Origin of the sequence: Rhodococcus sp. 21391 (genome assembly GCF_016772255.1) — a bacterium.
Classification (GTDB): Bacteria; Actinomycetota; Actinomycetes; order Mycobacteriales; family Mycobacteriaceae; genus Rhodococcus_F; species Rhodococcus_F opacus.
The window spans coordinates 258,026-270,760 of sequence record NZ_CP063781.1 but is presented as its reverse complement, the minus strand read 5'-3'; the positions used below and the strand labels follow the sequence as shown (position 1 = coordinate 270,760).

The 12,735-nt window shown below is 67.9% G+C and carries 11 protein-coding genes; 2 read left to right on the top strand and 9 right to left on the bottom strand.

Annotated features, from left to right (window positions below; genetic code table 11):
* Nucleotide 1: 1 nt before the first annotated feature.
* The 8 genes from GO592_RS01280 to GO592_RS01245 all read right to left on the bottom strand — a co-directional run bounded on the left by GO592_RS01280 (nt 2) and on the right by GO592_RS01245 (nt 8,843).
* Nucleotides 2-940: a sugar kinase gene (locus GO592_RS01280; protein ID WP_007301592.1), complete on the bottom strand. Its 939-nt coding sequence runs from the start codon at nt 938-940 to the stop codon at nt 2-4.
* The gene (locus GO592_RS01275; RefSeq protein ID WP_007301593.1) at nt 940-1,554 is read right to left on the bottom strand and encodes a bifunctional 4-hydroxy-2-oxoglutarate aldolase/2-dehydro-3-deoxy-phosphogluconate aldolase; all 615 of its coding nucleotides are present in this window, start codon (nt 1,552-1,554) and stop codon (nt 940-942) included. Before GO592_RS01275 ends, GO592_RS01280 begins: the two co-directional genes overlap by 1 nt.
* On the bottom strand, nt 1,551-2,930 hold the full coding sequence (locus GO592_RS01270) for an MFS transporter (RefSeq protein ID WP_007301594.1): 1,380 nt from the start codon (nt 2,928-2,930) through the stop codon (nt 1,551-1,553). Before GO592_RS01270 ends, GO592_RS01275 begins: the two co-directional genes overlap by 4 nt.
* A gap of 49 nt (nt 2,931-2,979) precedes the next feature.
* Nucleotides 2,980-4,515 carry a mannitol dehydrogenase family protein gene (locus GO592_RS01265; RefSeq protein ID WP_007301595.1) on the bottom strand — a complete coding sequence of 512 codons (1,536 nt, stop codon included), beginning with the start codon at nt 4,513-4,515 and terminating at the stop codon, nt 2,980-2,982.
* Nucleotides 4,516-4,520: 5 nt separating this feature from the next.
* Nucleotides 4,521-5,738, bottom strand: coding sequence for a D-mannonate dehydratase ManD (gene manD / locus GO592_RS01260; RefSeq protein ID WP_007301596.1), 1,218 nt, complete (start codon nt 5,736-5,738; stop codon nt 4,521-4,523).
* Nucleotides 5,735-6,739 (bottom strand): 2-hydroxyacid dehydrogenase, encoded by a 1,005-nt coding sequence (locus GO592_RS01255; RefSeq protein WP_007301597.1) that lies wholly within the window; start codon nt 6,737-6,739, stop codon nt 5,735-5,737. Before GO592_RS01255 ends, manD begins: the two co-directional genes overlap by 4 nt.
* Nucleotides 6,740-7,756: a LacI family DNA-binding transcriptional regulator gene (locus GO592_RS01250; protein WP_007301598.1), complete on the bottom strand. Its 1,017-nt coding sequence runs from the start codon at nt 7,754-7,756 to the stop codon at nt 6,740-6,742.
* A 112-nt stretch (nt 7,757-7,868) separates the two neighbouring features.
* Nucleotides 7,869-8,843 (bottom strand): LLM class flavin-dependent oxidoreductase, encoded by a 975-nt coding sequence (locus tag GO592_RS01245; RefSeq protein ID WP_007301599.1) that lies wholly within the window; start codon nt 8,841-8,843, stop codon nt 7,869-7,871.
* A 141-nt stretch (nt 8,844-8,984) separates the two neighbouring features.
* On the opposite strand from GO592_RS01245, the gene GO592_RS01240 reads away from it, so the two are divergent.
* On the top strand, nt 8,985-10,115 hold the full coding sequence (locus tag GO592_RS01240; RefSeq protein ID WP_007301600.1) for a nitric oxide synthase oxygenase: 1,131 nt from the start codon (nt 8,985-8,987) through the stop codon (nt 10,113-10,115).
* On the opposite strand, the gene GO592_RS01235 is transcribed toward GO592_RS01240, so the two are convergent.
* Nucleotides 10,083-11,042 (bottom strand): LysR family transcriptional regulator, encoded by a 960-nt coding sequence (locus tag GO592_RS01235; RefSeq protein WP_237720664.1) that lies wholly within the window; start codon nt 11,040-11,042, stop codon nt 10,083-10,085. The genes GO592_RS01240 and GO592_RS01235 overlap by 33 nt on opposite strands.
* 77 nt (nt 11,043-11,119) lie before the next feature.
* Here GO592_RS01235 and mdlC point away from each other — a divergent pair, with 77 nt between their 5' ends.
* Nucleotides 11,120-12,706 carry a benzoylformate decarboxylase gene (mdlC, locus tag GO592_RS01230; RefSeq protein ID WP_007301601.1) on the top strand — a complete coding sequence of 529 codons (1,587 nt, stop codon included), beginning with the start codon at nt 11,120-11,122 and terminating at the stop codon, nt 12,704-12,706.
* The last annotated feature ends 29 nt before the right edge of the window (nt 12,707-12,735 follow it).

The following is a 12,735-nucleotide window of genomic DNA, read 5'->3' as shown; positions in this document are numbered from 1 at the left end:
GTCATCTGGTGACGGGTTCCGTTGTGGTGAGGAGGCCGAGTTCGTCCCGGCGTGGCATGCCCTCCCAGTCGCCGGACACGGTGCACGCGAACGCCCCGACCGTGACAGCGGTTCTCAGACGGTCGGCGGGTGCCTCACCGGCCAGTCGTTCCGCGACGTAGCCGGCGACGAAACCGTCTCCGGCCCCGACGGAGTCGATCACGCTCACCGGCACCGCGGGCAGGGAGTACGTCTCTCCGTCGACGATCGCCAGGCATCCCTGGTCTCCCAGTTTCAGGATGCTCTCGCGTGGTCCGAGGTCGCGGACACGGGCGACGAGTTCGTCGGGGGAGCCGTCGCCCACCGCGATGGCGGCCTCGTCCTCACCTGCGAAGACGATGTCCGACAACGCGATCAGCTCACGGAAGACGGGGCCCGCGTCGTCCGGCGACCACAGCGCGCGGCGGTAGTTGAGATCGAACGACACCGGAATGCCCAGTGCGCGTGCCCGTTCGACGCAGTGCAGGGTGGTCTTCCTGGCGGTGTCGGACAAGGCGGGGGTGATGCCGGTGACGTGCAGCAGGGACGCCGACTCGAGACGGTCGTCCGCGATGTCCGACATCGTGAGCCGTGACCCCGCGCTGCCGGTCCGGTAGTACCAGACGCGGGTGGCGGTGGCGGTTCGCCGCTCCTTCACCATCAGTCCGGTCGGAGCGTCCGGATCGCGGATGACGTCGGCGGTGATTCCCTCGGCCCGGAGTTCCCGTTCGATCAGGTCGCCCAGGCTGTCCTGGCCGACGCGCCCGATCCAGGTGACGTCGACGCCGAGTCGCCGCAAGGCGATCGCGAAGTTCGATTCGGCGCCGCCGATTCCCAGATGAAGTGTCGATGTGTGGGCGAGGGCACCGGTGTCCACCGCCCTGGTGAGGGCCATCGTCTCGCCGAACGTCAGCACCGTCATCACACGACCTCCAGTTCGGCGACGACGTCGGCGAGGCGCCGGCATCGTTCGGCCAGCTGCCCGAGGTCGCCACCGCGGAGTGCGTCCCCGATCAACGGTCCGCCGAGGCTGACCGCCGCCGCTCCGGCCGCGAACCACGCGCGGACGTCGTCGATGCCCACCCCACCCGAGGGGACGACCTGGATGTCGGGGAAGGGCCCGCGCAGGTGCCCGATGTACTCCGGCCCGACCGCCGACGCCGGGAACAGCTTCACGGCAGTCGCACCCGCGTTCCATCCGGTCCACAGCTCGGTCGGGGTGAATCCGCCCGGGTAGATCGGAACTCCGGCACGCACTGCCGTGGCGATGACGTCGAGGTTGGTCGTCGGCGTCACGAGGAAGTCGGCTCCCACGTCGAGGGCAGCACGGGCGTGGTCGACGGTGGTGACCGTCCCGACCCCGATCTCGACGCCGTCAGGTGCGGCGCGCCGGATGCTGCTCAGGGACTCGAGGGTTCCCGGCGTGCTCATCGTCAGCTCGACGGCGCGCACGCCGTTCTCGGCGAGGACGTTCACCACCGGGGCGTACCGGTCGGCGTGCGCGGCGCGCAGCACCGCGATGACGGAGGACGTCATGCCGCCGTCACCTCACGGTCGGTGGCGTTGGCGGCCAGCGTGAGGTCGCGGTCGCGGGTTTCCGGTGCCATCGCCGAGGCGATCAGAACGGTCACGGCCATCAGGATCATGTAGACGGCCACGGGGATCCATGAGCCGGAGAAGGCCGTGACGAGCGCCGCGCAGATCAGCGGTGCGACACCGCCGCCGAAGATCGAGGCGAATTCGCGGCCGAGTGTGACGCCGGCGTAGCGATAGCGGGAGCCGAAGATCTCCGGGAAATAGCTCATCGTGACGCCGACGGCGCCCTGGCAGGCCAGGATGAAACCGACGATCATCGCCATCGTGATCAGCAGATGTGAGCCGGTGTTCAGGGCCAGGAAGGTCGGCACCGGCAGGATGATCAGGGCGATCACGATCGAGATGTACACCGGCTTGCGGCCCACCCGATCGGACAGTCGACCGAACCCGTAGGCCGCGATGCCGCCGCAGATGGCCCCGACCAGCAGCACCTTGGGAATGAACGTGGGGTCGACGTGCACGTCGTTCTTGAGGTACGACGCCATGAACACCTGGTACGTGTACGACTGCGCGCTGATGCCAATCGTCATGAACATGACGATGAACAGCGGCTTCTTGCCGTTCGCGAAGATCTCCTTCACGGGCGTCTTCGGAACCTGGTGCTGTTCCTTGAGTTCCTGGAACACCGGGCTCTCGGTGAGCTTGCGACGGATGACGAACGCGGCAACGGTGACGAGCAGACTGCTGATGAAGACGAGACGCCAACCCCAGGACATGAGCTGCTCTTCCGGCAGGAGCTGCGCGGCGATCCACGCGACTGCGCCGAGCGCCGTGCCCAGTGCGGCCCCGGTCATCACCAGGGCGGCGAGCCGACCTCGCCTGCCTATCTGCGCCGTCTCCGTCAGAAGGGTTGCACCACCGGACTGTTCGGCTCCCGCGCCGAAGCCCTGGAAGAATCGGCACGCGACGAGGAGCGCCGGTGCGAGCAGCCCCACCTGACTGTAGGTGGGCAGCAGACCGATCCCCAATGTCGCGCCGCCCATCAGCATCAGCGTCGCGACGAGCACCCACTTGCGGCCGAGACGCTCTCCGTACCGCGAGAAGAACAGGCCGCCGAGCGGCCGGGCGAGAAATCCGACGGCGTAGGCGCTGAAGCTCGCGAGGATGCCCGCCGCCGGCGAGATGTTCGGGAAGAACAGGGTGTTGAAGATCAGCGCCGAAGCGGTGCCGTAGATGACGAAGTCGTACTGCTCGAGCGTGGTGCCGATGAGCCCCGCCCACGCCGCCCGGCGGACCGCGGACGGGTCTGCCTGAGGTGTACCGCCTGCGCGGCCGGGGACTTTCGGGTTCACCGTGGGGTCGAGTGTAGTGTCCATGGATTCCTCCATTGGTGGTTCCCGGAGTGTCCGGGCAGGGTTGAGGGAGTCAGATGGTCGCGCTGGACTGCAGCGACGTGGTAGTCCCGAGGTCCGGGACCGGGTCGGATGCTTCGCCTGCCGCAGCTACCGGCCCGTGACGGACGATGATGTCGACGAAGTCGGCGATCCGCGAGACGAAGTCGGTGTGCGAAGCGAGAGTGCTGGGAAACAGACCTCCGTCGAAGAAGACGGAGCGAACGAATTCTGTAGTGGAAGCGGCGTTGTCGGCCATTCCTGCCAGGCGCGGTCGAGCGGGGTCGGTCATGGATCGTGCGTGGGGGCCGGGATCGAACCCGGGCGGCGGTGCGATGCAGCAAAGGTATGCCGCCACCGTCAGAGAAAGGTACTGCGGGACGGTACCGCGGCCGAGGTGTTCGAGCGCGGGAATCGGGATGCGCTGCGTCAGTTTGACCGATCCGTCGGAGCCGACCTGCGAGGTGCGATGTCCCAGAGCAGTATTGGACCAACGCGAGAACAGCTGCCGGATGTAGTCGTCCGTGTCCACCGATTCGGGAACGGTGACCGTCGGCAGGTACTCGTCGCACAGAATCCGCCGCGCTGCGTCCTCGACGAACGGCTGCGCAACGGACTCGGGGATGGTGGCGCGCCCGTCGAGTGCGCCGAGGTAGGCGATGAGCGAATGCGTCCCGTTGAGCAGTCGGACCTTCATCAGCTCGTACGGCTCGACGTCGTCGGTGAACAGCGCGCCACCGTGCTCCCAGACGGGACGGCCGGCGGCGAACCGCTTCTCCATGACCCACATCGTGAACGGCTCCGCGGGGACGGCTATCGTGTCGCGCACGCCGAGGTGTGCCAGCGCCGCCTCGTTGTAGCGGTCCGAACCGGACGGCACGATCCGGTCCACCATCGAGTTGGGGAACGTCACGGACGAGTTCATCCAGGACAGCAGGTCGTCGCGGAGAGGCGGCGCGAAGGTGCCGACGAACTCGCGTACGAGCCTTTCGGTCTGGCGCCCGTTGGACAGCAGGTTGTCGCAGCTGAGGATCGTGACCGGGGCGCCGTGCGTGCTCGCCCGGAGGGCCAGTCCGCGGGCGATCTGCCCGATCGTGGTGCGGGGCGTCCGCACCTCGGTGAGGTCGCGGCGAACGACGTCGGAATCGAGGTCGAGGGAACCGGTCTCGGGTGACACCGTGTACCCGTGTTCTGTCACCGTGATCGTGACGATCTTCGTCGCCGGGTCCGCGATCGCACGGACGACGGCCTCCGGGTCTTGCTCGGCCACCAGCGTTCCGGTGTGTGAACCCGGGACGCTCACACGAGAACCGTCCGGCGAGATCTCGACGACGCTGTACAGGAGGTCCTGCGCGTTCATCGCATCGGCGACGGTGCTCGAGCGGCTCGCCACACCGAGAATGCCCCACGGTCCGGGTTCGCGTTCCATCGCGAGCGCGGTGTACACCGCCTGGTGTGCGCGGTGGAAGTTGCCGAGGCCCAGGTGCACGATCCCGGTGCCTTCCGGTACCCGCCGGTGGATCAGTGCCGCAGCGGGAACGTTTCGGCGCGAGAGTTTCGGTTCGGACATGCTCGTCACCAATCCGTCATGGAGCCGTCGCGGCGCCGGGCGACCGGGAGGTAGGCCTGCTCGTACGGATATTGCTCCGCGAGTTTCTCGTTCATGCTCACTCCGATGCCCGGAACGTCGCCGGGGGTGAGGTGCCCGTCCGAGAACGACCACGCGTGGGGGAAGACCTCGCTGACGAGCGGGTCGTAGCCCATGTACTCCTGGATTCCGAAGTTCGGCGTCGCAAGCCCGAGGTGCAGGCTCGCGCCCAGGGAGATCGGCGAGACGTCCGACGGGCCGTGCGGTCCGCCGCGAATCTGGTACACCTCGGCGAGCGCGAAGATCTTGCGGACGTGGCTGATTCCGCCCGCGTGGACGATGGCCACCCGGATGAAGTCGATCAGCTGTTCGGTGATCAGGTGCTGGCAGTCCCAGATCGTGTTGAAGACCTCCCCGATCGCCAGGGGTGTGGTGGTGTGGTTGCGCACCAGACGCAGCGCGTCCTGGTTCTCGGCGGGCGTGACGTCCTCGAGCCAGAACAGGTCCACGTGTTCGACCGACTTCCCCAGCCGTGCGGCCTGCTGCGGGGTGAGCCGATGGTGGGCGTCGTGCAGCAATTTGAGGTCGGGGCCGACGTGTTCACGGACCGCTTCGAGGATCCGCGGTGCATGGTTGAGGTAGGCATCGGTGTCCCATACTTCCTCGACCGGGAGTGCGCCGCGGCTTGCGGGCTCGTATCCGGCGGCGCCCTGGTGCACGCCGTACACCGAATCCAGGCCGGGAACCCCGGACTGCACTCGAATCGCCTGGAAGCCCATCGCGCGCTTGGCGTCGACGGAGTCGAGTAGCGCGGGCGCGTCCCACCCGGTCGCGTGGGTGTAGGAGAGCACCCGGTCGCGGACGGCGCCGCCGAGCAGCTGGTAGACGGGCTGGCCGAGGGTCTTGCCCTTGATGTCCCAGAGTGCGACGTCGACGGCGCCGATCGCGGCCATCGTGACGGGCCCGCGCCGCCAGTACACGCCGCGGTAGAGGTATTGCCAGGTGTCCTCGATCCGCGCGGGGTCGCGCCCGATCAGCAAGGGCGCCACATGGTCCCGGAGATACGACGCGACGGACAGTTCACGGCCGTTGAGCGTGGCGTCACCGTAGCCGACGACGCCGTCGGCCGTGGTGATCTTGAGGGTGACGAAGTTGCGGGTGGGGCTGCAGACCAGCACGTCCGCGGAGATGATCTTGTCGGTCATGCCCGTGATCCTTTCGAGCCGACGGCGGGGGTGACGACGTTGCGCAGTTGCTCACCGCGAGCGAGTCGAGTGATGTTGTCGGCGATGTCGTCGACGCGGCCGACGAAAGTCTGTTGTGAGACTCCCGAAGAATGCGGTGTCATCAGGATGTTGGGGAGTTCGGAGAACGGCAGAGCGCTGGGCGTCCCACGACCGTCGGGTCCGGGATAGTCGTACCAGACGTCGATGGCCGCACCGGCGATGGTCGACGAGGACAGTGCGTCGAACAGGGCCTGCTCCTGGACGAGAGGTCCGCGGCCCACATTCACCAGCACCCCGTCGCGGCCGAGCGCGCGCAATTCGTCGGCGCCGATCATGCCCCGCGTCCGGTCGTCGAGCGGTGCGGACACCACGACGACGTCGGATTCGACGAGGAGACGCCCGAGCTGGGACACGTCGGCAGCCCAGTCCAGTCCCGCACTCGGCGCGTCGACGTTGCCACGACCGGTCACGGCCGCTCCTGTCGCGCCGAATGCCCGGAACAGAGTCCACGCGGCCTGGCCGATGTGGCCGAACCCCACGAATCCCACTCGCGCTCCCTGCAGCGAATTCGACTGCGTGAGACGGTCGTCGTAGACCGAGGTCGCCCAGACGCCCTGCCGGAGCGCCGTGTCCTGCGCGACGAAGCCGCGCCGGAGCATCACCGTGGCCGCCACGACGTACTCGGCGATCGACTTCTCGTGATGGAAGGTGTTCGCCACCAGCACGTCCGGTGCCAGGGCATCAAAGGCGATGTTGTCCGTGCCGGCACCGGCGACGTGGACCAGACGCAGCCGCTCGGCAGCCGACGCCATGGACGGTGTGAACTTTCCCCCGACGTAGACGTCGGCGTCGCGCAGATCCTCGATCAGGGCGGCCTCGTCGAAGCTGTCGTGCCACGACAACCGTGTATCGGACGGAACTGCGGCCTCGAGCCGGGGTCGGTGCGGCATCAGGTTGCTGTCGGCAACAACGATTTTCATCTAGCGGCTCTCTTTTCCGGGGCGAAACACCCGATCGTGCGCCGGTCCGGCCGAAGCCCGGACGACCAGTTGCGTGGGGAGATGGATTTCTCGGATATCGGAGTCCGGCTCGTTCGCGCGCTGGAACACCAGGTCCAGACTCAGCACACCCGCTCGTGCCATCGGCACGTTGATGCTCGTGAGTGCGGGGCTGGCGAGTTCGGCCAGCGGCGAGTCGTCGATGCCGACGACGCTCAGGTCCGCCGGCACCGAGAAGCCCATTGCGCGGACGCCGTTCATCACTCCGATGGCCATCGGATCGTTGTGCGTGATCACGGCGCTCGCACCCGTCGCGATCACGCTCGCGGCCGCGGCGTGACCGCCCGCGAGGGTTTCCTGCTGCCAGCCGAGCAGACTCAGCTGCACGTCGCGGGCCTTGCAGAATTCCTCGACCGCGGCGACGCGGCGCTGGTTCGACCAGGATTGCGGCGAGCCCTGGACGTACGCGAGGTGCTCGTGTCCGAGGGCGACGAGGTAGTCGATGGCCTGGCGAATTCCGTCTTCGGAATCCGCCACGATGCAATCGCATTCGGGTGACGAGCGGTTGACGAGCACCAAGGGTGTGTCGCCGGCGAGCTGCACGATGTCCGATGCGGGCAGCCGTGGAGCGCAGACCACGAGTGCGTCGACACGCCCCTGCAACTCGCCGAGAACCTCACGCTCACGGTCGGCGCTGCCGTCGGTGTCGGTGAGGAGCACGGTCTGGCGCCGGTGCCACCCCTGCGCCTGCGCCGCCTTCACGAAGATCGCGAACACGGTGTGCCCGATGTCGGGTACCACGACCGCGACGGTGGTGGCGGTGGGGCGCACGCCGTCGGTGCGGGTCGGGGACGCCGCCCGGTAGCCGATCTCGTCGGCGACCGCGATGATCCGCGCGAGCGTGTCCGGTCCGATCCGGTCCGGGGCACTGAATGCCCGTGACGCGGTGGACAGGGATACCCCTGCGCGTTGTGCGACCTCGGTCAAGGTGGGTGCCACGGTGCTACCGCCTCGCTGTTCGTTGTGACTGCCGACACACACTATCCATCGGCTTGCGCAAGATTGTCAATAGTTGCGCAAGGCTTGCGGCAAGCGTGTGCGTCGTGTGTGTTCACACGTCCAGGAGCGACAACTGCCGATCGGATTCGAGCAGCGCGGCCCGGTCGAACGTCGACGTCGAGGCCAGGAGTTCGTCCGCACCGGTACGCGCGGCCAGGGCCCCGAGCGCGACCCTCACCTGCTCGGCGGTGCCGTGAATGGAGTTCGCGATCGACGCGTCGACCTGTTCGCGCAGCCGCGGAGTCCACGCCTGACCCCGGATGTCCGCGACCGATTCGAGCGGCGGGAACTCCCCGGTCCGGCTCGACTGTGCCAGCGCCCACGCCTCCGGAAGCAGCAGCTCACGGGCTCGGTCTTCGTCCTCGGCGATCATGACCTCGAGCGAGACGATCACGTACGGGGACCGGTTACGCGCGGACGGGACGAAGCTGTCGCGGTACCGGTCCAGTTCCGGAACGCGGGCGCCCGACCCGCCGAGGATCGGCCCACCGACCACCACCGGCAGACCGGCCTGCGCGGCGAAGTCGAGCCCGCGCCGGGTAGCGAGAACGAACATCGGCGGCGGACCGGCCACCTGGGGCCGGGCGATCACGGCTCCCTTGCCCTCGAGGTAGCTCCGCACCTCGTCGAGGTCGGCGGCGAACGTGTCGGGGGCGTTGCGGTCGCGGCGCAGCGCCTCGCGGACCGGCTTCGTGAATCCCAGCGACCGTCCGACGCCCAGGTCGATCCGGCCCGGGTACATCGCCGCGAGCATCAGGAACTGCTCGGCCACCACGAGAGGCTGATGATTCGGCAGCATCACACCACCCGAGCCCAGCCGGATCCGATCGGTGCGGGCGCCGAGGACAGCGAGCAGCACCGGCGGCGACCCACTCGCGATGCCCGGCACGGCGTGATGCTCGGCCACCCAGAACCGATGGAACCCCAGTTGCTCGGCATGCACCGCCCGCTCGATCGTCCCGGTCAGCGCGGCAGAGTCGGGCGCACCCCGGCGTGTGCGGGACCGGTCCAGAATCGACAGCTTCACCCCCGGGGCAACGGTCCGCCTGCCGGCGGTATTTCCTCACCCCGTCCGCACTCGGTGGACGGGTGTGCGCGCTTCGCTGACATACTGACCGCCGCACGATCCACGATCGCTGGGAGGTCAATGGTGAGCAGCACAGGGACTATGTCGTCCTCGCTGGACGTCACGTCGCAGTCTGCAGCGCAGATGCGGGAGTGCGCAGAGTTCTTCAGTGAGCCCGAGCTGGCCCACCTGCCCACGGCCCGCCTCGCGGACGCACTGGAGTCGCTGGCGGAGACGGGCCGCTACGAGCACACCGTGGAGGAACTGGAAGTCGGCTCGCAGCTGGCCTGGCGCAACCACGCCCGGTGCGTCGGTCGCAAGCACTGGCGCACGCTGAAGCTGATCGATGCCCGGCACGTCACCACCGCGGACGAGATTGCGGAGGCGTGCTGGGAGCACCTGCGGGTCGCGACGAACGGCGGCGCCCTGCGCTCGGTCATCACGGTCGGTCCCCTACCGCTGGCGGACGGTCGCGAGTACAAGATCGTCAGCCCGCAACTGATCCGGTACGCGGGCTACCGCCACGCGGACGGGACGGTGACCGGGGACCCCGCGCAGGTCGGCATCACCGAGGCGGTGACGAAGATGGGGTGGCGGGGCGCAGGCACGCCGTTCGACGTGCTGCCGCTGCTGGTCAGCACACCCGACGAGACGCTGCGCTGGTACGAGATTCCATCCGAGCTGGTGCTCGAGGTCCAGATCGAGCACCCCGACTACACGTGGTTCGCCGATCTCGGTCTCAAATGGCATGCGGTGCCCGCCGTGTCGAACATGAGTTTCTCGGTCGGCGGGCTGACCTACCCGCTCGCCCCGTTCAGCGGGTGGTACGTGAGCACCGAGGTCGGGGCCCGCAACCTCAGCGACCAGGATCGGTACGACATGCTGCCCGCCATCGCCGAACGACTGTGCCTGGACACGACGTCGGAGCGAACGCTGTGGCGGGACCGCGCACTGGTCGAACTGAACCGCGCCGTGATCCACAGTTACCGGCAGGCCGGTGTGCACATGGTCGATCATCACACCGTCGCCAAGCAGTTCATCAGCCACGTCGAACGAGAAGAGTCACTCGGCCGGAAGTGCCCCACCGACTGGTCGTGGATCAACCCGCCGATGTCGGCGGCGCTGACGCCCACCTTCCACCGGCTCTACGACGCACCCGACATGGACATCCGCCCGAACTTTCTCCCGGCCGCCACTGCATCAGGATGTCCAATCGGCGGCGGGAGCCTGTAGGACGTCGGCTATCAACTCCCGCAACCAATCGACGCCCGGCGACGGGAGAGCCCGCCGCACGGTAAAGAGCGACACCTCGACGTTCGGGATCTCGACAGGTAGCGCGAACGTGCGGACGGGCGAGGACCGGGTGAACAGTTCCGCGACCCGGCTCGGCACCACGGCGAGGTGCCGGGTCTGCGCCACCAGTTCCGGCAGCACCGCGAAGTGCGGTACCCGCACGGCGATGTCACGGCGACGCCCCATCCTCGCGAGGGCTTGATCAGCGTCCACGTGCCCGGCGGCGGCGTCGACGACGATGTGCCGTTCGGCAAGGAAATCGTCCAGTCCGGGTTCGACTCCGATCCGCGGATGCCCGAGTGCGCACAGTCCGAGATAGCCTTCCCGAAACAGGGGGTCGCGGCGCAGATCCGGCGCGTCGATGCGCGGGGTGCAGATGACGGCGTCAGCACGACCCTGACGCAATTCCTCTGCAGCACTGGCAAAATCGAGCGGCGTTACTTGCACGGCGCAGCCGGGAGCGCGGGTTTCCAGCGCCGCGAGCACTCCGGGGAGCAGTGAAATCTCCCCAAGATCGGTGGCGCAGATCCGAAAGGTTCGGTCCGACGTCTCGGCGTCGAATTGACCGACACCGGAGACGGTCTCGTCGATGACCTCCAGCGCCTGATGCAATTGCGGGTACATACTCGCCGCCAGAACCGTGGGCGCCAAGCCGTCCGACGACCGGATGAAGAGGTCGTCGTTGAACTGCCGCCGCAGTCGGCGGAGCGAATGGCTCACCGACGGCTGCGTGATGAACAGCAGCTCCGCCGTACGGGTGACGCTCCGCGTTTCATACAGCAGCACGAAGGTCCTGATGAGGTTGAGATCCACGTCGGCCATACCGATAATATAGATCCTGTCTATGTGCTGATCGAAAGTATTCATTGGACCTATAGGACGCGGCTCCCTACCGTGGTTCACGTCACACCGCGAGGACCATGCGAAGAAATGGAGAACACCTGATGGCCGACGTCAGCGAAGCGACCTATGACCTACTGCGGGCGCATGGCCTGACCACGATCTTCGGCAACCCCGGATCGAACGAGCTCCCCTTCCTCGCCGGGATGCCCGACGACTTCCGCTACATCCTGGGTCTGCACGAAGGCGCCGTCCTGGCCATGGCCGACGGGTACGCCCAGGCCCGCGGCGGCGCGGCCTTCGTCAATCTGCACGCCGCCGCGGGCACCGGCAACGCGATGGGCGCGCTCACGAACTCGGTCTACTCCCACAGCCCGCTGATCATCACCGCCGGGCAACAAGTCCGCTCGACCATCGGCCAGGAGGTGATGCTCGCCAACGTGGACGCGCAGTCGCTGCCGAAACCCCTGGTCAAGTGGTCCTGCGAGCCGGCGTGCGCGCAGGACGTGCCGCGGTCGATCAGCCAGGCCATCCACATCGCGAACCTGCCCGCGAAGGGTCCGGTCTATGTGTCGGTGCCGTACGACGACTGGGCGCAGGAAGCACCCGCCGAGACAAAGCACCTCCTCACCCGCGCCACAACCACTGCCGGTTCCCTCAGTGCGGATCAACTCGCCACCCTCGTCGACGCCCTCGACCGCGCCGAGAACCCGGTCCTCGTACTCGGACCGGAAGTCGATGCCGAGTACGCCAATGACGACGCGGTCCGTCTCGCGGACGCACTCGGCGCCCCCGTCTGGATCGCGCCGTCCCCGTCACGATGCCCGTTCCCCACCCGCCACCGCAGCTTCCGCGGGGTCCTGCCAGCCGCCGTCCAGGGCATCACCGACGCACTGGTCGGGCACGACCTGATCCTCGTCGCGGGAGCACCCGTGTTCCGGTACCACCAGTTCGTCCCCGGCGAGTACCTGCCCGACGGCGCCCGGCTCATCCACCTCACCAGCGATCCCGGCGAGGCCGCCCGCGCCCCGATGGGTGACGCACTGGTCGGCGGTGTGCGGGATGCGTTGTCCCGCCTCGCCGACAGCGTGACGCCGGGCCGCCGCCCGGTCCTGCCGTCGCTGCCGGACATCCCGCAGGCCAGGACGTCGTCCGAGCGCGTGCATCCGGAGGAGCTGTTCGAACTGTTGCGCGGCACTGCGCCGGACGACGCCGTGTACGTCAAGGAGTCGACGTCCACCACCGGCGCGTTCTGGTCGCAGGCCGACGTCTCCCGCCAAGGCAGCTACTTCTTCCCCGCATCGGGCGGGCTTGGATTCGGACTGCCCGCCGCAGTCGGTGCCCAGCTGGCGAATCCGGACCGTCAGGTGATCGGCCTGATCGGAGACGGCTCGGCCAACTACGGCATCACCGCCCTGTGGACGGCCGCGCAGTACGACATTCCGGTGATCATCGTCATCCTCAAGAACGGGACCTACGGCGCACTGCGCTGGTTCTCGACGGTGCTGGGGTCCGGCGAGACCCCCGGCATGGACGTTCCCGGGATCGACTTCACCGCCATCGCTGCGGGGTACGGCGTGACGGCCACCGCGGTACGGACCGGCGACGACTTCGTCCGCGCCTTCAAGACCGCCCTCGGCAGCGGAAAGCCTGCCGTGATCGAGGTCGAGACCGACCTCACCGAGCCGTGATAGCCCCACTCGTTCCCACGGCAGCAACG

What these genes read in the sequence shown, in the direction of transcription:
- GO592_RS01240 (WP_007301600.1), top strand. Translation starts at nt 8,985, where the DNA reads ATGTCGTCCTCGCTGGACGTCACGTCGCAGTCTGCAGCGCAGATGCGG.
- GO592_RS01265 (WP_007301595.1), bottom strand. Translation starts at nt 4,515, where the DNA reads ATGTCCGAACCGAAACTCTCGCGCCGAAACGTTCCCGCTGCGGCACTG.
- GO592_RS01270 (WP_007301594.1), bottom strand. Translation starts at nt 2,930, where the DNA reads ATGGACACTACACTCGACCCCACGGTGAACCCGAAAGTCCCCGGCCGC.
- mdlC (WP_007301601.1), top strand. Translation starts at nt 11,120, where the DNA reads ATGGCCGACGTCAGCGAAGCGACCTATGACCTACTGCGGGCGCATGGC.
- GO592_RS01280 (WP_007301592.1), bottom strand. Translation starts at nt 940, where the DNA reads ATGACGGTGCTGACGTTCGGCGAGACGATGGCCCTCACCAGGGCGGTG.
- manD (WP_007301596.1), bottom strand. Translation starts at nt 5,738, where the DNA reads ATGACCGACAAGATCATCTCCGCGGACGTGCTGGTCTGCAGCCCCACC.
- GO592_RS01275 (WP_007301593.1), bottom strand. Translation starts at nt 1,554, where the DNA reads ATGACGTCCTCCGTCATCGCGGTGCTGCGCGCCGCGCACGCCGACCGG.
- GO592_RS01235 (WP_237720664.1), bottom strand. Translation starts at nt 11,042, where the DNA reads ATGAATACTTTCGATCAGCACATAGACAGGATCTATATTATCGGTATG.
- GO592_RS01255 (WP_007301597.1), bottom strand. Translation starts at nt 6,739, where the DNA reads ATGAAAATCGTTGTTGCCGACAGCAACCTGATGCCGCACCGACCCCGG.